The organism is Yersinia enterocolitica subsp. enterocolitica, from assembly GCF_901472495.1.
Taxonomy (GTDB): domain Bacteria; phylum Pseudomonadota; class Gammaproteobacteria; order Enterobacterales; family Enterobacteriaceae; genus Yersinia; species Yersinia enterocolitica.
Genome location: NZ_LR590469.1, coordinates 1,725,301 through 1,746,692 on the forward strand (window position 1 = coordinate 1,725,301; position 21,392 = coordinate 1,746,692).

Below are 21,392 nucleotides of genomic sequence, written 5' to 3' on the forward strand. Positions count from 1 at the left end.
CATCAAATCTCAATTACTCGCTTAATTAGTGCGGTAGACTATTTGCAACAATTCAATTTCGTGAGCTACATTTCTCATGGATATATATATTATCCTAATAAATGTAGTTGCATTTCCATTAGTTGCAATTATATATCACATCAATTATCAGAGGGCGTTATTATAATGGGCAACAATAATCAACTAAAAAATGAAGATGATACTGCGGCATTATATTTATTGGAGCAGGCTATGGGCTTTACTTTTCAAGCCTCATTACGTGCTGCAACAATTTTAGGGGTGGCGGATCATCTGAAAAAAGAGGCGAAAACTGCGGAGGAACTTGGGCAGACAGTGGAGGCAGACTCACGTCAATTAAATCGAGTATTACGTATGCTAGCATCGCGAAATATCTTTGCAGAATCGGCAGATGGTCGATTTTCACTGACCCCAGCGGCACAGTATCTTCGCTCAGATCATAATGACTCACTACGCGCGGCAGTATTAATGCTGACGGATAAAACATTCTGGCTCCCACTCGGTAATCTTGTTGAGAATCTACGAGGTGAATCAGCCTTTAAAAAGGCATTCGGAATGTCTTTTTATGAATACTGGTCACGAGATAACATTCCCGAATCAGAAGGTGATTTTCATGCTGGAATGTCATCAATGTCCTCAGTAGAAAATAACTTCCTGGTGCGCAGCTATGACTTTCCAAAACATGCCACAGTGATTGATATTGCCGGGGGGTTCGGTGGGTTGCTATTGAAAGTGCTGCAACATAATCCCACATTACATGGTATTTTGTTCGATCGCCCTGCGGTCTTAGAAAAGAACCGCCTTAGCGAGTTGGGGGATGATTCACGTTGGGAAACCCAGACAGGTAATTTCTTTGAAAGCTGCCCAACAGCTGATATTTATTTATTAAAATACATCACGATGGATTGGCCGGAAGAACAAGCAAGTCAGATATTGCGCAGTTGTCGTAATGCAATGCGGCCCAATTCAAAAGTGCTTATCTTTGAACCCGTTATATCCAGAGAAGATACCAGGCAAGGTGGCAAAGAGATCGACCTTTTGTTATTAGGTAGTTTTGATGGAGGACAAGCACGCACTGAGGAGGAGCTTAAAACACTGCTGGCCAGTGCAGATCTGAAACTTAATCGTATTATCGATACCGGAAGCTATGTATCAATCATTGAGGCTATTCCAGCCTAGATATAAGCATCTATTTTAAAGAAATACGGCCTAATTGAAGATTAAACAAAAGTTTATTCGGATAATGGCCATCCATTAAATAATAAAGAAAAATGGGCAATGTTATGAAATATGGCGGTATAGCATTGTCTATTTTATTAACACTTAAATATTAATAATAACAAGATTAAGAAGTCTTTCAATATTAAATGGGGGAAGCTATTTTTACAATTATAGCTATAAGTCTTTTTGCCAACCCTTGGCGATAAACATATTTGATGATCTTACTCACCACTCTCAAAAAACAGAGTGGCGAGAATCATACAAAACATTAATAAACTATAACGCGGCCATTAAGCGGCTGTATTGGCCGATTATTGTTATGATGAACAACAGAAACATTAACAGGCTGATCAAGCACTAACCAGGTTACACCTTCAGAACAAGGTGGTGTGGTAAGTGAACCACTAAAACGGTAGAAGTTGAACTATTTTGGTAGCAACGCATTAATATCCAAAGACCTATTCAGTATTGCCAGTTGGTCGATCGCTGTTGGCATTTGCTGCCAGGCCAGTGCTAATTGTGTATTAGCTATATGTCAGTGACTTCCTACAAAACGATAAAATTATTGTAATAGCTTAAATCTAAAATATTTTTTCATTAATGAAAAATGTAACCAACTGCGTTGGGGAGGGTGTACAGGAGAAAATGGTGAGAAAGGCCGGTGTTAAACGGCCCTTCCCTGTTGGCTGGTTTATCGGAGAGTTAAAGCTCTTCACCATTGCTGGCAATCACTTTTTTATACCAGTCAAAACTTTGTTTACGTGAACGCGCCATGGTGCCGGTGCCGTCATCGTTTTTATCCACGTAGATAAAACCATAACGCTTGCTGTATTCACCGGTTGTGAATGATACACAATCGATACAACCCCACGGGGTGTAGCCCATCAGGTCTACGCCATCTTCAAACACTGCTTTTTTCATCTGCTCAATATGGGCTTTAAGATACGCAATGCGGTAATCATCATGAACCATACCGTCATCAGCCACTTTGTCGATAGCACCAAAACCATTTTCAACAATAAACAGCGGCTTCTGGTAACGTTCATACAATACGCTCAGTGAATAACGCAAGCCGACGGGATCGATCTGCCATCCCCAATCGGATGCTTTAACATGTGGATTCGGTACACTGCCCTCAAAGCCAGAAAGGGAGTTGCCGCTACCGGGATTAACCGCAGAAACTGCGTTACTCATGTAATAGCTTAAGCCCATATAATCGGCGCAGCCCTCACGTAGAGTATCAAGGTCGCCCTCTTCCATATTGATAGTGAAACCGCGGCGCTCCCATTCATTCAGAATATATGAAGGGTAGTAACCACGCATGTGGACGTCACCGAATAGATAACGCTCACGCATAGCCTCCACCGAATACATCATGTCATCTGGATGGCAGGAGAATGGATAGAGCGGCACCATCGCGACCATACAGCCAATCTTGAATTCTGGATTAATAGCGTGGCCTAATTTGACAACTTTGGCACTGGCAACAAACTGATGATGCAGAACCTGATACATCGTTTCTTCAGGATTTTCTTGCTCAGTGAAAACCACTCCAGAGCAGCAGTAACCAAATAGTGGATATTTCCAGTTACGTTGGTTATTGATCTCGTTGAATGTCATCCAATATTTGACTTTGCTCTTGTAGCGCTCCATGACCACTTCACTGAATTTCACGAAAAAGTCGACCACTTTCCGATTTTTCCAGCCACCGTATTCTTTAACCAAGTGCCACGGCATTTCAAAATGAGATAGCGTAATAACCGGTTCGATACCGTATTTCAACAGCTCATCAAACATATCATCGTAAAATTGCAGACCCGCTTCATTCGGCTGCAACTCATCACCCTTCGGGAAAATACGCGTCCAGGCAATGGAAGTACGGAAGCATTTGAAGCCCATTTCGGCAAACAGCGCGATATCTTCTTTATAATGACCATAAAAATCAACCGCTTCATGGTTTGGATAGCGATAACCTTCTTGCACACCATCAGTCATAACTCGGTCAACACCGTGAGCGCCACCGGACAATACATCAGCAATGCTTACACCTTTGCCGCCTTTATCCCAGCCGCCTTCAACCTGATGTGCCGCAACTGCGCCGCCCCATAAAAAATCTTTCGGTAATTGTTTGTGGCTCATAACTCTCTCCCTTAATACTGTGGGCAATTGTTCACCCTGAAAATAAAAATCAATGGCGGATAATTAACCCGCCCGAACATTAAATATTCTAGCCTTGATTCATTTGTGCCTGAGTAATAGGTGCTTCAGATGCTTTAGCACTGTCTGGTTGTTCCACATTCTCTGGCTCATCGGTAAACCCAACCAACCAAGTGAAAACCGCCCCCAAGATGAAAGCGACGGTAATAGACAGCAGGAATCCCAAGAACTGTGCCATATGCCCTTCTTTAAAGAAGACCGGCAACACCGCAATACCCGGCAGGCAATAGCTCCATGACACCGCATTAAAAGACCCCGCGATAGCTCCACCAATCCCCCCTGCGGCGCAGCTGCATAAGAAAGGTTTCTTCAAACGTAATGCCACACCGTAAATAGCAGGCTCGGTAATACCGAATAAAGCGGTAATCCCCGCGGACAATGAAATTCCTTTCATTTCACGGTTACGCGTTTTTAAGTAGACACCAAACATGGTTCCGGCCATGGCAAAGACTGCGGAGGCTTGCAAGCCGGTAAAGGTGTCATAACCCAATGTCGCATAGTTTCCTACAGTGACCGGAGTGATGCCCCAATGAACACCCAATGTGACCAGTGGCTGCCAGAATGCACCAACCATAAACCCTGCTATCGCTGGGCTGAGATTATAAAGTGTGTTGTAAACGCCGCCAATTGCCCCACCGATCAAGTTACCCACTGGGCCAAATACCAACAAGGTTAAGGGCACCATAATGGCAATACAGAACATCGGGGTAAACAGGTTACGCACCACCATTGGCAGTACTTTTTCAAAGAAGCGCTGTACATAAGACATGGCCCAAACCATCAAGATGATCGGGATAACCGAGGCGGTATAGCTCAGGTATTGCACGGGAATACCGAAGAAATCCAAGCTGGGCGATGATAATGGAATACCAGCAATAGTATTCAAAATGTGGGCAACCTGCGGATTATTCAGCGTTTCATGCATCAATTGCTGAACGGCAGGGTCTGCGGAGTTCACCGTGACAATTTTATTAGCTGTCAGCATGTTCATATAATCAGGGCTGATCAATGCACAAGCCGTAATTACGGCGGTAAAAGGGTTAACATTGAATTTTTTGGCCGCAGTAAAAGCCACCATCACAGGCAAGAAGGTAAATCCGGTCCAGGAGACAAAATTTAAAATTCGATAAGTACCGCTGGCGGCATCCATCCAGCCAATCGCAGCCAGAAAAGAAATAATCCCTTGTAAAATACCGCAGGCGGCCAGTGGATAAAGAAAAGGTGCAAAAATACTGGAGATAATATCCATCAATCGGCTAACGATACCGACTTTAGGTGCGGCAACCGGTGCACTTTCATCGATATTAATCAGGTTCGTGACATGCTTATAGGCATCAGCGACATGGTTACCGATCACCACTTGCATTTGCCCACCCGCTTCAATAACGGTAATAACCCCTTTAACACGATTTAATTTTTCTTTATCGACAGCTTTATTATCTTTCAATATAAAACGCAAACGTGTCGCACAATGTGTGACGGTAATCACATTATTATCACCGCCAATATACTTAATAATTTCTTGTGCGGTTAATGCGTAATCAATTGCCATTATTAATCTCCTGTCACGAATGCTGAGTATAAGATAAACAGAGTGTTATCGGATTATTATTAATATTTTTTCGATTGAGACTGGAGTTTAGCAAAAAGAAAGATGAAGTCACGATATAACAAAAACCATGAATTGGAATATGTAACATGTAAAAAACACCCTGTTTTATTGGGTGTTTTTATTAACTAATTGAGGGAGTTTTTTGCCGATAGTTTCAATAATATATAAAACGGGGATCTGGGTAGTAATATTATACTGCCCCTCTAATACAATAGGCGGCATGTGATAAGAGATATTTAAATCAGCCATCTTAGCCAAAGTAGAATTATCACTATTGGTCAAGCTAATAATCTTGCAGTGTTGCAGGCTAAACTGATTGGCGATGCGGATGATTTCTTCCGTTTCACCAGAAACAGAGAGGATAATCGCAATCGCATCCTGATACATATCACTATTGATTGGATAATAAGGATCATCAATATAGGTACTGTATTTCCCTACATTAGAAAAGAAACGCGCACTGTATTTTCCTAATGCACCAGATGTTCCTATTCCAACAAAAATAACTCTACGTGTAGCCGCTATTTGTGCGGCAGCGCTATCAAGAAGTTCGTCAAACTCACTATTATTAATACTTTTAAAGTAGTTAATTATTTCGCTAATACCGAAACTGACCGGTGGTTTTTCATCATGTTCTAAATAGAGTTTAAAACGAACACGAAATTCAGAGTAACCATCACAATTCATTTTTTTACAAAAACGCAAAACTGTGGTGGTAGAAACACCCGCGGCATCTGCCAACTCCCTGATGGTCATGTACATCACTTTATCAGTATTTTTTATGATGTAGTTATAGACGATCAATTCCAGTTCGTTCAGCGATGATATTTCTTTATAGGTAAACATACTGGTACCTGAAACGATGCAATGGTGTGAGATAGGTAAATTTAGCACGAAATGGGGGGAGTAACGAGGGGGGAATATAAAGCCAAGGTTAGATTCGCGGAGAAAATGGATGATATAACGGGTTGAGAAGACACCGGGCGACTTCGTCCGGTTATATTTTAGCTTAGAGGTGCGACTGGCCATTCAATATCAGGAGCAGTTGATAAATCCAATTGCGAGCTTGTCCAGACCCTGTAAATAAATCTATGCAACTGCCACCGTATTAAATGTGATCGCTCAGGCGGTCACCGAACTCAATAATAAAACGACTCATTGCATCCGCCAGTTCTGGATCGGCATACTCCATTTTTTGGAAGCATCCTTAATCGCCAGATAAATAACTTTTCTCACTGAGTCGTCCGTCGGGAATTCCTTTCGCTCTTTGATGTCTGCACGGATAACGTTGCTCAGCGATTCGATGGCATTCGTCGTGTAAATTGCCTTGCGGATATCGGGCGGATGGCCGAAGAAAGTATTGATATTTCCCCAGTGCGCACGCCAACGGGATACAGTGCATCCAGCGGCCGGTTTGGCCACTCTGCGACCTGCTCTTTAACCGCATCGGTGACTTTAGATATCAATGTGGCCGACACGCCAGCGTCGTACATCTCCTTGAAGGTGGAGACGATTTCCCGCGTAGTCATGCCTTTGGCGTACAGGGATAAAATCTGGCGATTCATCTGTGTGATGCGCGTCTGGTTTTTCTTTATCAGCTGCGGTTCAAAGGTGTTTTCACGATCGCGCGGTGTACTGAGTTCAATCTCACCATCATCGCACAGCAGCATTTGGGATGAATAACCGTTGCGGGTATTCGAACCTGATTTTGGGGTATTTTTCTCGTGTCCGAGGTGGTCTGTCAGTCCTCCATTTTGCGCAATGTGTCATGACACACCGCGATAGCGGCTGGAATACTGTCCACAGCTTTATCACGCAGGAAATCGCGTAATATTTCGGTTCTACGTTGTTCTTCTTTAATTATCGCGTCTTTTTCTCGTAAATTGACGTAATAGGTTTTGACAGTAAAAATCACACTAACCAGGGTACCAAGAATAAAGATGTAATCCTGTAAACTCAGAGCTGAGAATAATGCCAGTGCCCCAGTCCACCAATACGGAAGCTGACTTTGTTCATTCATTTATAACCTCCCTCTCTGATACACTGGCGTGTAAAACCAACAGAAATAGGAAAGCCCCGACAATGCGGGCTTTCCTGTTATTCAATCAGTGTGTTACTAACCAGAGATATCAGACTAATACACTTTTCACGGACCGCGCTAATGTTTTTTCATAAAAATGGAGATTTTCAATAAACGGATCCATTTCTAATTTTACATTCAACATTGCCAGGCAACCATCAATAAAACCTTCAGCCATTTGTATATTAATTCTGATCAGTCTTTCATCTCTTTTTTGCTGACGTGCAATAGCACGCTTTGATTGATTCAGTACATAATGGCGAATAATTAATTCATATTCATCTGGGCGATATTGTTTTAAGCGGGCAACACACCCATCGATCACTAAACCATCATCGTCGCAACATGAAGCTTTGCTTTTAGAGGTCTCAGCCAGCAGTCCTTTAAACCCCGCAGCAATAGATGAATAATCCAGCCCAGAACTGTACCTTGCCCATACTCCCCAGCGCGCCAACACCAATTGAATGTCTCTCATGCTCTGGCTTTTCTGGCTATGGCTGCCAGCTGCGTTGCCGTTTATTGAACTCATTTATAACTACTCCACAAAAGGCGGGGTCAAGGAATGACGCCTCAGCCTATCGATTGCTCAACAACGGAAACCACCGATAAATCTGGCTGCCGTCCTCTTGTGCGAACCAGAGCAACTCATGTCGCAGATGCCTCTGACACTGATGCAGAGCCTGTTGCCGATGCGATTACATGAGTTTCTCTTATACATTCCGATTGATTATTACCGCAAGTGATTTTATAGTCAACACCGCAGGTGATTGGATATTATTGCTAACGGTAATAAAATCGACTCATGAAAAAGAAGCCATTGACGCCAGAACAGTTAGACGACGCTAAACGGCTGAAAGAGCTGTTTAACGCCAAGAAAAAAGCACTGGGTATCTCCCAGGAGTCCGTCGCGCATGAGTTAGGCGTGGGCCAAAGTGCGGTGAACCAATTCCTAAACGGTATAAACCCGCTCAATGTGACCAATGCAGCTGCTTTTGCCAAAGTGCTTAATGAGCCTATTAGTAGCTTTAGTCCTTCTTTGGCAACAGAATTGGCAAAAATGGCTGAAAGTTTGTCTATCTCATCCCCAAACCGACTCAATGACAAACCCACAGGAACAGTTGCTAACAGTTACCCGTTAATCAGTTGGATTAGCGCAGGAAATTGGTATGAGGCCATAGAACCCTATCAATTACGTGATATAGAAATTTGGCCTGAGTCGACCAAAAATGCGCATGACAGTGCATTTTGGTTGAGCGTGAAAGGCGACTCCATGACTTCACCGTCAGGAATCAGTTTTCCAGAAGGAATGATTATTCTGGTCGATCCGGAAAAAGAACCCATGCCGGGTAACTTTGTTGTCGCCAAATTAACTGACGATAATGAAGCGACATTTAAAAAATTAATTGTTGATGCTGCCGTTAAGTATTTGAAACCATTGAATCCTGCTTACCGTTTAATTGAGCTGAATGGCAACTGTAAGATACTTGGCGTGGTGGTTGATGCCCGCTGGTTAGAGATAGATTAGCCAAAGCCACCTATTCTTAGATTTGTATTAGCGTGTCAAAAAACCTAAATCATTTGTATAAACAAGAAGATAAAATCTCGCATAAAAATAACCGCAAGTGATTAGCCATTAAATTACCTGCGGTTATTTTTTATATCACTAAAACAACCATTTAACCTCATTTCACATTAAAATAGCTAAAACTCGGTTGTTTTATGCCAAATAGAACTGTATATTAATACAGTATAGACTGCTGACAAACCTCGATAACTCGATCTTGCAAGGTGAAGGCAGGTAGAAGAGTAAAGCGTCCGCACCAGGGACGGCTCGGCTCGAGCCCCCAGGGAGGGGTTTACGGCGTCTTTACGATCTGCCTGTTTTCACCGTTACGGGCACTTTGTCATTAACCTCAACTGTATATTAATACAGCATTAATCACCCAGGAAAAAAATCATGCGAGTAGAATTAATTTATGACAAGCGGAATGTCACCGGCCTGACTAACGCCAATGAAATGATTAAAGCTGAATTGACCAAACGTGTGCATCAAGTGTTTCCCGGTGCCGAGGTTAAGGTCAAGCCAATGCAAGCCAATGGCATTAATACTGATGCAACTAAACAAGAAAAATCAGTGCTCAACCGTTTAGTAGAAGAAATGTTTGAACAAGCCGATGAATGGCTAGTCCATGAGTTTTAAACACAATTAAGCCGGGTAACCAAGCCCGGCTCATATTAAGTTTGATAAAACTGTCATGCTGGAATTTAATCTTTTTAATTTTTTTTAATCTTTAATTAACGCCTTTAAATTCTTAGCAATGTTAGCTTTCTCCATGAGGATTTAAACAAATTAAAGGCTAATCATGGAAGCTAATATTGCAGTAAAACAAATTCTGAGCGCATCAATTCTTCTCGCCCTGTCTCACTCTGCTGTCGCCAGTCATCATACCAATATTACTGATAGCTTGACTGTCAGTACCTCGCCAGGCTTATTAAATACAGAAGCAAATGAATATGTTTATGATAGAAATAATCGGAAAGTTAGCCAATTAGACTGGAAAGCGGAAAACACCCCTATTATTAAAATGGCTGTATCATGGGATCTGTTATCACGTTTAACCTTAACGGCTCGTGGATGGTCTACATTATCTTCCGGCACAGGAACCATGGATGATTAGATGGCTAAAGCCTGATCAAACCAAATGGACTGATTGGTCTCACCATGACAAAACCAATTTGAATTATGCTAACGAAATTGATCTTAATGCGAAATTTTGGTTTTTAAAGCAAAAAAATTATCGTATTGCGATGATGTCCGGTTATCAACGTAATAACAGTAGTTGGACCGCTTATGGTGGAAACTATAATTACGATAATGGTAAAAGTATTTTTACAACTTCGGATACTGTTACCGTTATCGGATATAAACAAAAGTTTGATATGACCTATCTTGGCCTGGCGGGAAGCTACCATTATCAAAAATTTGAGTTTAATACCTTGCTAAAATACAGCCGTTGGGTAAATGCCAATGGGCATGACGAACACTATTCACGCAAACTTTCATTCAAAGACAGCAACAAAAACTCTCGCTATTACGCCATAGTGGTGGATGCTGGATATTACATCACCCCAAGCACCAAATTATTTGTGGAAGCAACCTGGAACCAGTACACCGAAGGTAAAGGAGCAACACAAACCCTCGACCGTAGCACCGGTGCATCTCAGAATCATGCTGATAGCTCCGGTATCGCTCAGAAAAACCACACCATCGGCTTTGGTCTGCTGTATAAGTTTTAACCCCTCACCTCGTCATCACCAATTACAGCATCAATCTCGCTGACACGCCCCCTTTCAGCGAGATTGATGCTGATTTTGCAGTTTAAATGTCACTATTTTTTTCAACTTTATTTGAATTTTCACCACTAAGTTAAGATTAAATTGATTACCAAGCTTTTGTTTTTATTAGATATCGAGATCAACAAAAAACCTCCATCCCGTTACTGTTACATAAAGAAGTATTAACAATAGCGCACTAATTACAGTTTGTTACTGTGACTCAGCTCAAGTTTATCTCAGCCAAGCCGTTACTTGAATTACGCCTTCCCCTTTATTTAGGACGCTCTATGCTTGATTCCATTCGTTCACGTATCTTGGCTGCCTGCGTTATCATCGTGGCGGGCTCCCTTGCCATTAACACTTACTTTAATTACTCCGTTGCCAACAAATATAACAGTAGCGCAATCGATAACACCTTGAAGGCGGTCACCGCCAGTCATGGGGTTGGAATTGCCGATTGGGTAGCGATGAAGACACAAATGATCGTGTCTCTTAAAGAGAGCGCACTGGCAGCGGACCCTATTGCAGCCTTACGCCAGGTTGCTGCCGCAGGTAACTTCATTAACGTTTATATTGGTTACGCAAATAAGACGGCCGCTTTTTCTAATCCTGATGGTATTCCTGCTGGCTACGATCCCACTGGGCGCCCTTGGTATTTACAAGCAGTGAAAGCGGGCAGCCCGGTGGTGACTCCCCCTTATATTGATGCAGGGACTAATCAATTAGTTGTGACTTTTGCATTGCCTATTATTCAAGATGGCAGTGTGAAAGGCGTGTTAGCAGCTGATGTCACCATGGATAGCGTGATTGCAAACGTGAAATCCATCCATCCAACGGATGATAGCTTTGGTATGTTAATTGATGCGGATGGCACCATTATCGCACACCCAGATTCACAGTTAACCCTTAAGCCGTTGAGTGAGATAGCGCCAACATTGGATCTTAAAACGCTGCTAACTGCAATCTCCCCTACCGCAGCAGAGATCGGTGGCAGCACTAAGTTGTTGCTCGCACAAGCGGTACCTGGAACCCAGTGGTTTACCGTGGTCGCCCTGGACAAAGCCCATGCTACTGCGGGTATGCGCTCATTGTTGACGACATCTTTAGTAACCCTAATCGTCATTATCTTAATTGCTGTAGTCATTATTAGTCTGATTACGCAACGTGCGCTGACGCCATTGACACATGTACACAAAGCGATGGATGCCATCAGTTCAGGTACCGAAGACTTAACTCAGCGCTTACCGGTCGAAGGTCACGATGAAGTCGCCAAAATAGCCCTTTCATTCAATAATTTTGCTGACAAGCTCAGTGGCGTCATGGCGCAAATCCGCAATACCAGCGAGTCTGTCAGTATTGCCGCTAATGAAATTGCAGCGGGTAATCAGGATTTGTCGGGCCGAACAGAATCAGCCGCCGCCAGTTTGCAACAAACCTCGGCGGCATTAGAACAAATCTCAGCAACCGTGGCACAGTCTGCCAGTGCGGCAAGACAAGCCAATACAGCGGTGCTTTCTGCGGCTAATGATGCTTCTCGTGGTGGCGAGGTTATCGCTAAAGTAATTACTACCATGGAATCTATTGAGGCTGCTTCGGGCAAAATCGGCGATATCACCAGTGTTATCGATGGTATTGCTTTCCAGACTAATATTCTGGCACTGAACGCAGCGGTAGAAGCGGCTCGGGCTGGTGAGCAAGGCCGTGGATTTGCTGTCGTCGCGGGGGAAGTTCGTACATTAGCCCAACGGAGTGCGCAAGCGGCGAAAGAGATAAAAACCCTGATTGACTCGACGGTTAGCAGTGTCGCCTCTGGCTCTGGTCAAGTGCGCCAGGCGAGTAATACCATGACTGAAATTGTGAGCAGCGTATCTGATGTCACAACAATTATGTCAGAAATCACTAACGCTGCTGATGAGCAAATGCGCGGTATTCATGAGATCAACAGTGCGGTGACGCAATTAGATACTATGGTGCAACAAAATGCCGCATTAGTGCAGGAATCGACCGCAGCCTCTGCAGCATTACAAGCTCAGGCGGCTGATTTGACCAGTGCCGTCAACCAATTCAGAATCTAGCGCGTCAGTTCAATAGCATGTACTTTCGTTGGTTTCAGCGGGTGACCTTTAACCCGCTGAAACACAACGCTATTCAAGTAATATCCGCGCACCAATTTTAAGCGGTGCAAAATTATCTCCCGCAACGCCTGCCTCGGTTAATGCGAGCTTCAATTGTTGCGGCGGCTCATCCAGTGATTCATCAGCCAACTCAAACACCCCCCAGTGGATAGGCACCGTCGTAGGCTGCTGTAATTGCTTAAATAACTGTACCGACTGCTGCGGATCCATATGCTGCGCATTCATAAACCAGCGCGGGGCATAAGCGCCAATCGGTAAAGCGGCATAGTTAAATGGCCCCAATCTTTCACCAATGCTCAGCAATTGCGGGCAATACCCCGTATCGCCGGTGAAGTAGAAATTAATTGCATCGCGTTTAACCACCCAGCCTGACCACAAACTTTGGTTGCGATCCCAAGGTGTGCGCATGCTCCAATGGCGTGCGGGCACACAATAAAACTCAAATTCAGCCGCGAGGTGGGTGTCCCACCAATCCAATTCGTGAACATGGCGAGCACCGTGATGCAGGAACCAATTTTTCAGCCCCAGCGGAGCCAAAAAAGTCACGTCGGGGAATCGACGCAATAACTGGGTGATGGTCGTGACATCCAGATGGTCATAATGATTATGGGAAATCACCACCACATCAATATGTGGTAAGGCCTTTACGCTGGCCGGTGCCGGTGTTCTGCGGGCTGGCCCGTAAAAATTGAGAGGCGAAGCCCGATTGGAAAGCACCGGATCAAACAGAACAGTTTTGCCGCTAATACGCAATAATAACGAAGCATGGCCCAGCCACCATAATGCATCTTGTTGGCCGCTAAAATCTGCCAGTTGCCACCAGTCCGCAACAAACTGCTCATACCCTTGTTGCGGAGGCTTAGGCAATGACAGGCGCTTTCGTTCCTCACGCCAACGTTGCAAATCTTGCGGATGGTGGACGACTGGCTCCAGATTTTGAAAACCAAACTCGGTATGGTGTGGCTTACTGGCATCATAATAAGGGTTTTTCTTCGCCATTTTACATCCTTCACTGCCAGCCACTGTTGCAGCCAGAAATATTCATGGGCCATGCCCGTAACCGCTCCCACATGCCCAATATTGATATCTGAGCACAGCGAGCCACAAATCTTAATGCTGCTGATGATATTTCAAGCGACTGATTAAAATCTTGCCACACCTATCACGGTCATGATTGCCGCAAGCGTGCATTATCACTCATTCGTATTCTTATGGATATTTTGTTTTTTACCGAATATTCCCACCCACCACTAATTTGATTCATATCAACTTTTACTGTAATACGCGCCGTTTCAGGCCACAAAACCCTTTTTCGTGATCAATCACTCATTTTTAAAAACGCTGCACCTTTATAAAGAAAACGATTATCCATTATTAATGAAACATTGTTTTAATTTTAGGTGGCGGTAAAAATGAGTAAAACGATTACAACAAGACACACACTGGCGTATGGGAGCGCCAACTTATTGGGGAGTGGGGCGCTGGCAATCAGCGGTGCCTGGTTGATGTATTTCTACACCACCTTTTGCGGCCTTTCTGTCGTCGAAGCAGCCACTATCTTTTCAATCGCCAGTATTCTCGATGCAATCAGCAACCCAGTAATGGGTTATATCACTGATAACTTTTACAATACTCGACTGGGCCGCCTGTTTGGCCGCCGTCGCTTCTTTATCTTGTTAGGTATTCCACTGGTATTGGTCTATCCAATGCTTTGGATGAGCGGGTTTGGTTTCTGGTATTACCTGCTGACCTACGCATTGTTTGAACTGATTTACACTTCCATCATGGTGCCTTATGAAACACTGGCCACCGAGATGACAACCGACTTCGCCAAACGCTCGAAACTGACTGGTTCTAAAGCCATTTTCGGCAAAGTTGCCAACTTCCTGGCTGCCTTTATCCCCGGCCAGTTTATTGCTATTTATGGCAAAGATTCGGCAACACCTTTCCTCTATACCGGTATCGCTTATGGTTTGATTATGTGCTGCGCCATGATCTGGCTTTACAGTTCATCCTGGGAACGCCCGGCCAGCGAAGTCGTCAGGGAAACTACCAGCAGTTTAGGTCAGGCCTTGAAAAAACTCTGTATTGATATGGCCTCAACTTTCCATCTACGCATTTTCCGCAAACATCTGGGTATGTATCTGTTCGGCTTTGGTGCTGAATGGCTGTTCGCATCCGCATTCACCTACTTTATTATTTTTGGCTTAGGTCAGGATGCCGCACTGGTTTCTCAACTCAATAGCTTCAGTTCAATCATGCAGTTGATTTCTACCGCTATCTTTATCGGTATTTGCGTCAAAATGGGCTTTGCACGCCCGTTCCGTATTGCTCTGCAAGTAGTGATTGTGAGTGTGATTGCCTATGCAGCACTCTACTTCACTGGCTGGTCTCAGACCACCACCGTAATTGTGTTGTTCTGCATCACCGCTGTTTTCGGTTTAAGCACCAGCGGTATCTACTACATTCCCTGGACGGTTTATACCTTCCTGGCGGATGTGGACGAAGTGCTGACTGGCCGCCGCCGTGAAGGGATCTATGCTGGAGCCATGACATTTGCCGGTAAGATGGTGCGTTCGATTATCGTCTTCGCTATGGGCTGGACATTAAGCCGCTTTGGCTTTGTTTCCGGGCAATCGAGCCAGCCGGAAGTGGCGGTGCAAGCCATTGTCGGTGTCTTTGCCATTGGGGTTGTCTCACTGGCGCTGGTCGCTATTTATTACACCACGCAGATGAAACTGGACCGCAAAAATCACAAGATCCTGTTGGAAGAGATTGATCGGATTAAAAGTGGCGGTGCTATGGCCGATATTCCGGCTCATGCCAGAGCAGTGGCGGAAGAACTCACCGGCTGGAAGTATGAGCAGTGCTGGGGAAACAACCCTCTTGGCATGAAAGAATCATCTAATGTGATACCTAAACCAGTCACTGAAAGCTAATGGAATAAGATTGTCACCCCAAACCGCAGCGGCCCGACTTCGTTGCGGTTTGGTTTCCTCGCCACTCCCGGCACCGCTTTTCCACAGTGTAAATTATTCGCCTACCCGCAAATTTCAGCAGGTTTTATACCAATATCCGATTACTATAAGCTCACGAACTCTTATTTTGCTTTTTGCACATGGATAAAAGATTGCTGAAACATTTCTCCCCTCCGCTACTGGCCGCAGCTCTGTTCGCCATGCCATTACACAGCTATGCCAACACCGAGCTTTTGACATCACAAGTTGTTGATCAATATGCCGAACATATCTTCTATAACAGCGGGGCTATGGGGATGGCACTAGTGGTTATTGATAACAATCAGGTGGTCAACCGTAGTTTTGGCGAAACCAAACCCGGTAACAATCTGCGCCCACGGCCTGACTCATTGATCCGCATTGCCTCTATTACCAAGCTGATGACCAGTGAAGTGATGGTCAAACTGGCCGAGGACGGCACGGTAAAACTGACTGATCCTTTGCAGAAATGGGCGCCTAAAGGTGCCAGAGTCCCGGCTTATAATGCTAAACAGCCGATTACTCTGCTCAATCTGTCCAGCCATACCAGCGGCCTACCGCGCGAACAGCCCGGCGGCCCACAAAAAAGGCCGGTATTTACCTGGCCGACCAAAGATAACCGCTGGCAATGGCTGAAACTGGCTAAGGTCACTGTGCCACCCGGCGTAAAAGCGGCTTATTCCAATTTAGCTTACGATTTGCTGGCAGATGCGCTCTCACGCGCTTCCGGAAAGCCTTATACCAGTCTGCTGCGCGATAAAATCACCGCACCGCTGGGCATGCGTAACACTACCCTCACCCCAACAGCTGAACAATGCAGCCGTCTGATGGTCGGCGTGGGTAGCAGTCGCTGTGAAAACACCATTGCGGCGGCGGGCAGCGGTGGGGTTTATTCAACACCAGAAGATATGCAGCGCTGGATGCAGCAATTCCTGGCTTCCAATAACAGCGCGCGCAAAAGTACGGCTAAACGCGAGCAAGCACTGTATTTCCAACGGCGCGATTTGGTTTCATTAAAAGGTATGGATGTTGCTGGTCAAGCCGATGCACTGGGGCTAGGTTGGGTCTACATGGCACCTAATGCCGAACTGCCGGGTATCATGCAAAAAACGGGTGGCGGTGGCGGATTTATTACTTATATGGCGATGATCCCGGAGAAGAATATTGGCGTTTTCGTGGTGGTCACCCGCACGCAACTGACTAAGTTCACCAATATGAGTGATGGTGTCAATCGGTTGGTCGCTCAGTTAGCCAAGAATAGCTGACACCAGCAGCGGCAGTGAGAAATCCTGCCGCCATTCAAATTTGTCGGAAAGCAAAAAGCCCGTTATCTTATGCAGATAACGGGCTTTTAATTGGTGCCGGCACCAAGAGTCGAACTCGGGACCTACTGATTACAAGTCAGTTGCTCTACCAACTGAGCTATGCCGGCGTAATTTGGCGGAAGGATAGAGATTCGAACTCTAGGACCTGTTACAGTCGACGGTTTTCAAGACCGTTGCCTTAAACCACTCGGCCATCCTTCCAATGAGCGGGATTATCATCTATAGCGTGATGATATGTCTAGTGTTTCATTCAAAAAAAATTAGAATTTAGTTCGTTTGGTTAAACTTCACGCCAAAACTGGTCAAAAAAAGTCAGAATGGTTAAAAATACGCCCGTATTATGCGGTGATGTCAGAAACCAAAATCCCCAATAAAATTGACCGCTAACCATTAGCAGGCACAAAAAACGCGGCCAAGTGACCGCGTTTTATCAGAACCTACCCTATTATCAGGATTAGAACTGGTACACCAAACCAACTGCTACGATATCATCAGTATTGATACCGGCATTTTTGGTGAATTCATTTTCATCCAGCAGGTTGATTTTGTAATCAACGTAAGTGGACATGTTTTTGTTGAAGTAGTAAGTCGCACCGACATCAACATATTTCACCAGATCCTGGTCGCTGTAACCATTGCCAAGGTCTTTACCTTTAGATTGCAGGTAAGCTACAGATGGACGCAGACCGAAATCAAACTGGTACTGAGCCACTAACTCAATGTTTTGTGCTTTATTAGCGAAGCCTGAATCGGTGTTATTCTTGAAGTTACCGAAGCGAGTCAGGTTGTAAGTCTGGGCATAAGTTGCAGCCAGATAAACATTGTTCGCATCGTATTTCAAACCGCCAGAATAGGCATCAGCACGATCACCATGACCAAATGCCAGGTTATTTTGCTCATCAGTGCGTTTAGAACTAGCCATTGCAGCCGATGCGCTCACACCCCAGCCCAGATCATAAGATAAGGACATACCGTAGCCGTCACCATTTTGGCCTTGTACATCACGGCCATTGTCGGTTTCAGTACCGCTGCCATTTTTGCCCTGATATTGCAGAGCAAAGTTCAGGCCATCCACCAGACCAAAGAAGTTGGTATTACGGTAAGTCGCCATGCCGTTACCACGCTGAGACAGGAAGTTGTCCGCACCGTAAGTATCGCCACCGAACTCTGGCAGTACGTCAGTCCAAGAAGTTACGTCGTACAGCACACCGTAGTTACGACCGTAATCGAAAGAACCGTAATCAGCAAATTTTAAACCAGCGAAACCAATACGGGTAAAGTTACCTTGATCCTGGTCTTCTGCTTTATTTAAATTTGCCTGATATTCCCACTGGCCGTAACCGGTCAGTTGATCACTGATTTGTGTTTCGCCTTTCAGGCCAAAACGCATGTAAGACTGGTCACCGTCTTTACTCTTGTCGTCAGAAAAATAATGTAAACCATCGACTTTGCCGTACAAGTCCAGTTTGTTGCCGTCTTTGTTGTAAATTTCAGCCGCGCCTGCACTACCGGCAACTAATAAAGCGGGAACCAGCAGGGAAAGAACTCGAAGTTTCATCGTTATTATCCTCTAATTATTAGATCTAACTATGCCACTGCTCTTGCGAGCATATAATCCCAATGGGGTTATGCTATTGTGGTAATAAGATTAAGATTAATCTATACAGAAAATGCTACGAAGTCTCGGATAATGTTTCATAACCCCAAAAAGTATTTCAGAATGTAAATACCGGCGAACTTTCACAGAATTTAAAAACGCATGAAATATAGCACTCATAATCAAAATAAATTAATTATCAATATAAAACAATTGGTTACAGTGATTTTAAAATAGCACAAATTGACAAGTGACATCTGCAAAGCTGGAACTATAATAATAGCGCTATCATCATTATTTTACTATTTCCTTCATTGTGGCCCCAGCGGCCAGATAATTCGTTAGTGTTACGGCCGGTCTTTGACCGGCTTTTTTATTGCCTGCAATATAGATAGTTCAGTATATTTATAATGGCGGGTATATTTACAAAATGAAATGATAGCCAACAGATATAGTTTCATGTTTTTATTTAAGCACGAATAGCTTAAGTTGTTAAGAATAATAAATAGCCAGATAGCTTAACTATTACCCGACTATTTATTGGTTTTAATTCATATTTTTCTTCAGATAAATGCCCTATTTAGCCCATCCCCGACACAAATAGGGGCAAAAAAATGCGGTAATAATATTAACGCTCTCTCAATGATTCCTTCACTTTATTCAGCGATTTGATCAGATAATCCAAAACTGTTTTTTGCCCGGTTTTAATTTCTACGCTGGCCACCATGCCCGATAATATTGGGAATAATTTGCCAGCTTTATTAGTCAGATCAGCCCGATTAGTGCGAACATAAATGCGATAGTAGAACTGATCTCGTTTGACCTCATCCTGTAATGTGTCCGGTGACACGGTTTCCACGACCCCAGTCAGATTGCCGTAGATGGATGAATCATAAGCAGTTATTTTGACTGTCGCTGGTAACCTTGGTCGGATGTAAGCACTATCGCGCGGGTTGATACGCGTTTCGATCAGCAGTTGCTCTTCAATGGGGACGATTTCCATCAGTTTGCCGCCGGGCTGTAACACGCCGCCAACGGCTCAGTCATCCGCAACTCTTGCAGCACCAGTTTCAGGGATTGCTGTAAATTGCTCACGGTATCATTGAGGTTGTGCCGTCGTGAGAGATAAAATTGCGTTTCCGCTGCTACCAACTCCGGTTCTTTTAAAGTGTCCACACTGAGAGCCAATGCGGCTCCCGTAAACTCGGCCTGTAGGCGTTCCTATGACGCGCGCAATGTCCGCATGCGGGCGGCAGCCTCACCATAATTAAATTGAAAAACGGGTTGGATCGAGGCGAGCCAGAATTTGTCCTTTATTAATGATGGCCCCTTTATGTACCAACAACTCATTGATAAATTAAGTTTTAATCGTTTCAGTAACACTAGCTATCACGGGATAAAACTATAATAATGTTAATTATTTACATGCAGAAATAAGTATTAAAATTAATATATAATGATTACATTTGTGCAGCATAAGGGGGCGACTATTTTCCCATAGTTTAGGTTTATTGAATTATTCTACTAAAGAGGTGGTAGCTCAAATATTAGCCATAGCGGTGATAAAGTAAGCATATCGATAAATAAGGCGGTTAAGTTTCAACTAATCCAGATAAATCCCTTCGACCCGCATTTCGCTTTGTGATAGAAACGTCTGTCTATATTTATTATTCATATCAATCGCAGATCCCATACCTCATGACCGCCAAAACACACCAATCAACAGTGCAGCCCGGTGTTGCGCAGCAAGTCTCGACTCGGCTCGCATTTTTTATTTCCGGATTGGGAATGGCCGCCTGGGCACCGCTGGTACCCTTTGCCAAAGAACGGATAGGTCTTAACGATGCCTCACTGGGCTTACTATTATTGTGCATTGGTGTTGGATCGATGCTTGCTATGCCCCTGACCGGAGTGCTCACAGCAAAATGGGGATGCCGAGCGGTGATTTTGTTAGCGGGAGCTGTGCTCTGCCTCGACCTCCCCTTGCTGGTGTTGATGAATACCCCCGTGACGATGGCGCTGGCGCTGCTCGTCTTCGGTGCGGCGATGGGCATAATAGATGTTGCCATGAATATTCAAGCGGTCATTGTTGAGAAAGCCAGTGGGCGCGCAATGATGTCCGGTTTCCACGGGCTGTTCAGTGTGGGGGGAATTGCCGGTGCCGGTGGCGTCAGTGCATTATTGTGGCTGGGGCTAAGCCCGCTCACGGCCATCATTGCTACCGTCGCATTGATGATTATCCTATTACTAACTGCCAATAAAAACCTGTTACAAGGCAGCGGAGAGCCTCATGATGGCCCACTGTTTGTGCTGCCGCGCGGATGGGTGATGTTTATCGGTTTTTTGTGTTTTGTGATGTTCCTGGCAGAAGGTTCAATGCTTGACTGGAGTGCCGTTTTCCTGACCACACTGCGCGGTATGGCCCCCTCACAAGCAGGAATGGGTTATGCCGTATTTGCGATTGCGATGACGCTGGGCCGGTTAAATGGTGATCGGATTGTCAACGGATTAGGCCGATACAAGGTATTATTAGGCGGCAGCTTATGTGCTGCTGTGGGGATTATCATCGCGATAAGCATTGATAGCCCAATCGCCGCCCTTATTGGCTTTATGCTCGTGGGGTTGGGTGCATCAAATGTGGTGCCAATCCTGTTCACTGCCGCAGGCAACCAAACTGTCATGCCAGCCAATTTAGCGGTGGCCTCTATAACCACTATCGGTTACGCCGGTATTCTGGCAGGCCCCGCAGCCATTGGTTTTGTTGCCCAGTTCAGTAACTTATCGGTTGCTTTTGGCTGCGTGGCCGTCTTGTTACTCACAGTGACAGCCAGCGCCAAAGCCGTCACGCGCTAACT

The 21,392-nt window shown here is 44.7% G+C and carries 17 protein-coding genes, 2 tRNA genes and 3 pseudogenes; 10 read left to right on the plus strand and 12 right to left on the minus strand.

Annotation, left to right across the window (positions count from 1 at the left end; all coding sequences use genetic code 11):
• Positions 1-165: 165 nt before the first annotated feature.
• Positions 166-1,197, plus strand: coding sequence for a methyltransferase (locus FGL26_RS08205; protein ID WP_005171467.1), 1,032 nt, complete (start codon positions 166-168; stop codon positions 1,195-1,197).
• 310 nt (positions 1,198-1,507) lie between these two features.
• Here FGL26_RS08205 and FGL26_RS08210 read toward each other — a convergent pair.
• The 7 genes and pseudogenes from FGL26_RS08210 to FGL26_RS08240 form a co-directional block, all read right to left on the minus strand.
• Positions 1,508-1,768 (minus strand): annotated as a pseudogene (locus tag FGL26_RS08210) (carbonic anhydrase family protein); the annotation flags it as partial.
• A 173-nt stretch (positions 1,769-1,941) separates the two neighbouring features.
• Positions 1,942-3,378, minus strand: coding sequence for a 6-phospho-beta-glucosidase (locus FGL26_RS08215; RefSeq protein ID WP_005171472.1), 1,437 nt, complete (start codon positions 3,376-3,378; stop codon positions 1,942-1,944).
• Between the two features lie 88 nt (positions 3,379-3,466).
• Complete coding sequence (locus FGL26_RS08220) at positions 3,467-5,008, minus strand: PTS transporter subunit EIIC (RefSeq protein WP_032908540.1); 1,542 nt, start codon at positions 5,006-5,008, stop codon at positions 3,467-3,469.
• A gap of 165 nt (positions 5,009-5,173) precedes the next feature.
• On the minus strand, positions 5,174-5,914 hold the full coding sequence (locus tag FGL26_RS08225; protein ID WP_005171478.1) for a MurR/RpiR family transcriptional regulator: 741 nt from the start codon (positions 5,912-5,914) through the stop codon (positions 5,174-5,176).
• A 262-nt stretch (positions 5,915-6,176) separates the two neighbouring features.
• Positions 6,177-6,828: pseudogene (locus FGL26_RS08230) on the minus strand (transposase); the annotation flags it as partial.
• Positions 6,810-7,088: a hypothetical protein gene (locus FGL26_RS08235; RefSeq protein ID WP_005171486.1), complete on the minus strand. Its 279-nt coding sequence runs from the start codon at positions 7,086-7,088 to the stop codon at positions 6,810-6,812. The pseudogene FGL26_RS08230 and the gene FGL26_RS08235, both read right to left, overlap by 19 nt.
• A gap of 109 nt (positions 7,089-7,197) precedes the next feature.
• Positions 7,198-7,623, minus strand: a complete 426-nt coding sequence (locus FGL26_RS08240; protein ID WP_259464417.1) for an antiterminator Q family protein — start codon at positions 7,621-7,623, stop codon at positions 7,198-7,200.
• A gap of 87 nt (positions 7,624-7,710) precedes the next feature.
• Here FGL26_RS08240 and FGL26_RS21435 point away from each other — a divergent pair, with 87 nt between their 5' ends.
• The 6 genes from FGL26_RS21435 to FGL26_RS08260 all read left to right on the plus strand — a co-directional run bounded on the left by FGL26_RS21435 (position 7,711) and on the right by FGL26_RS08260 (position 12,559).
• A complete protein-coding gene (locus tag FGL26_RS21435; RefSeq protein ID WP_154231223.1) occupies positions 7,711-7,851 on the plus strand; it encodes a hypothetical protein in 141 nt (46 codons plus the stop codon).
• Positions 7,852-7,950: 99 nt separating this feature from the next.
• Positions 7,951-8,673: a LexA family protein gene (locus FGL26_RS08245; protein ID WP_005171491.1), complete on the plus strand. Its 723-nt coding sequence runs from the start codon at positions 7,951-7,953 to the stop codon at positions 8,671-8,673.
• A gap of 432 nt (positions 8,674-9,105) precedes the next feature.
• Complete coding sequence (locus FGL26_RS08250; RefSeq protein ID WP_005171504.1) at positions 9,106-9,348, plus strand: DinI family protein; 243 nt, start codon at positions 9,106-9,108, stop codon at positions 9,346-9,348.
• A 163-nt stretch (positions 9,349-9,511) separates the two neighbouring features.
• Positions 9,512-9,826, plus strand: coding sequence for an omptin family outer membrane protease (locus FGL26_RS21935; protein WP_269441386.1), 315 nt, complete (start codon positions 9,512-9,514; stop codon positions 9,824-9,826).
• On the plus strand, positions 9,819-10,445 hold the full coding sequence (locus tag FGL26_RS08255) for an omptin family outer membrane protease (RefSeq protein WP_269846011.1): 627 nt from the start codon (positions 9,819-9,821) through the stop codon (positions 10,443-10,445). Before FGL26_RS21935 ends, FGL26_RS08255 begins: the two co-directional genes overlap by 8 nt.
• 326 nt (positions 10,446-10,771) lie before the next feature.
• Positions 10,772-12,559: a methyl-accepting chemotaxis protein gene (locus FGL26_RS08260; protein ID WP_032902901.1), complete on the plus strand. Its 1,788-nt coding sequence runs from the start codon at positions 10,772-10,774 to the stop codon at positions 12,557-12,559.
• 69 nt (positions 12,560-12,628) lie between these two features.
• Here the strand turns inward: FGL26_RS08260 and FGL26_RS08265 are convergent, their stop codons facing one another.
• Positions 12,629-13,618: an MBL fold metallo-hydrolase gene (locus FGL26_RS08265; RefSeq protein WP_005171535.1), complete on the minus strand. Its 990-nt coding sequence runs from the start codon at positions 13,616-13,618 to the stop codon at positions 12,629-12,631.
• 413 nt (positions 13,619-14,031) lie between these two features.
• On the opposite strand from FGL26_RS08265, the gene FGL26_RS08270 reads away from it, so the two are divergent.
• Positions 14,032-15,558: an MFS transporter gene (locus FGL26_RS08270; RefSeq protein ID WP_138060228.1), complete on the plus strand. Its 1,527-nt coding sequence runs from the start codon at positions 14,032-14,034 to the stop codon at positions 15,556-15,558.
• A gap of 179 nt (positions 15,559-15,737) precedes the next feature.
• The gene (gene ampH / locus FGL26_RS08275) at positions 15,738-16,880 is read left to right on the plus strand and encodes a D-alanyl-D-alanine-carboxypeptidase/endopeptidase AmpH (protein ID WP_005171542.1); all 1,143 of its coding nucleotides are present in this window, start codon (positions 15,738-15,740) and stop codon (positions 16,878-16,880) included.
• Between the two features lie 91 nt (positions 16,881-16,971).
• Here the strand turns inward: ampH and FGL26_RS08280 are convergent.
• The 4 genes and pseudogenes from FGL26_RS08280 to FGL26_RS21665 all read right to left on the minus strand — a co-directional run.
• Positions 16,972-17,047: transfer RNA gene (locus tag FGL26_RS08280), tRNA-Thr, on the minus strand.
• A 6-nt stretch (positions 17,048-17,053) separates the two neighbouring features.
• A tRNA-Ser gene (locus tag FGL26_RS08285) sits at positions 17,054-17,141 on the minus strand.
• Between the two features lie 253 nt (positions 17,142-17,394).
• Positions 17,395-18,498, minus strand: a complete 1,104-nt coding sequence (locus tag FGL26_RS08290; RefSeq protein WP_005171545.1) for a porin OmpC — start codon at positions 18,496-18,498, stop codon at positions 17,395-17,397.
• A gap of 667 nt (positions 18,499-19,165) precedes the next feature.
• Positions 19,166-19,891 (minus strand): annotated as a pseudogene (locus FGL26_RS21665) (beta-barrel domain-containing protein); the annotation flags it as partial.
• A 344-nt stretch (positions 19,892-20,235) separates the two neighbouring features.
• On the opposite strand from FGL26_RS21665, the gene FGL26_RS08305 reads away from it, so the two are divergent.
• Complete coding sequence (locus FGL26_RS08305; RefSeq protein WP_005171553.1) at positions 20,236-21,390, plus strand: MFS transporter; 1,155 nt, start codon at positions 20,236-20,238, stop codon at positions 21,388-21,390.
• Positions 21,391-21,392 lie beyond the last annotated feature (2 nt).

Bases quoted from the DNA above. Each gene is read 5' to 3' on its own strand.
- FGL26_RS08245 (WP_005171491.1), top strand. From the start codon at position 7,951: ATGAAAAAGAAGCCATTGACGCCAGAACAGTTAGACGACGCTAAACGG.
- FGL26_RS08220 (WP_032908540.1), bottom strand. From the start codon at position 5,008: ATGGCAATTGATTACGCATTAACCGCACAAGAAATTATTAAGTATATT.
- FGL26_RS08255 (WP_269846011.1), top strand. From the start codon at position 9,819: ATGATTAGATGGCTAAAGCCTGATCAAACCAAATGGACTGATTGGTCT.
- FGL26_RS08235 (WP_005171486.1), bottom strand. From the start codon at position 7,088: ATGAATGAACAAAGTCAGCTTCCGTATTGGTGGACTGGGGCACTGGCA.
- FGL26_RS21935 (WP_269441386.1), top strand. From the start codon at position 9,512: ATGGAAGCTAATATTGCAGTAAAACAAATTCTGAGCGCATCAATTCTT.
- FGL26_RS08305 (WP_005171553.1), top strand. From the start codon at position 20,236: ATGACCGCCAAAACACACCAATCAACAGTGCAGCCCGGTGTTGCGCAG.
- FGL26_RS08240 (WP_259464417.1), bottom strand. From the start codon at position 7,623: ATGAGAGACATTCAATTGGTGTTGGCGCGCTGGGGAGTATGGGCAAGG.
- FGL26_RS08265 (WP_005171535.1), bottom strand. From the start codon at position 13,618: ATGGCGAAGAAAAACCCTTATTATGATGCCAGTAAGCCACACCATACC.
- FGL26_RS08225 (WP_005171478.1), bottom strand. From the start codon at position 5,914: ATGTTTACCTATAAAGAAATATCATCGCTGAACGAACTGGAATTGATC.
- FGL26_RS08290 (WP_005171545.1), bottom strand. From the start codon at position 18,498: ATGAAACTTCGAGTTCTTTCCCTGCTGGTTCCCGCTTTATTAGTTGCC.
- FGL26_RS08260 (WP_032902901.1), top strand. From the start codon at position 10,772: ATGCTTGATTCCATTCGTTCACGTATCTTGGCTGCCTGCGTTATCATC.
- FGL26_RS21435 (WP_154231223.1), top strand. From the start codon at position 7,711: ATGACGCCTCAGCCTATCGATTGCTCAACAACGGAAACCACCGATAAA.
- FGL26_RS08205 (WP_005171467.1), top strand. From the start codon at position 166: ATGGGCAACAATAATCAACTAAAAAATGAAGATGATACTGCGGCATTA.
- ampH (WP_005171542.1), top strand. From the start codon at position 15,738: ATGGATAAAAGATTGCTGAAACATTTCTCCCCTCCGCTACTGGCCGCA.
- FGL26_RS08215 (WP_005171472.1), bottom strand. From the start codon at position 3,378: ATGAGCCACAAACAATTACCGAAAGATTTTTTATGGGGCGGCGCAGTT.
- FGL26_RS08250 (WP_005171504.1), top strand. From the start codon at position 9,106: ATGCGAGTAGAATTAATTTATGACAAGCGGAATGTCACCGGCCTGACT.
- FGL26_RS08270 (WP_138060228.1), top strand. From the start codon at position 14,032: ATGAGTAAAACGATTACAACAAGACACACACTGGCGTATGGGAGCGCC.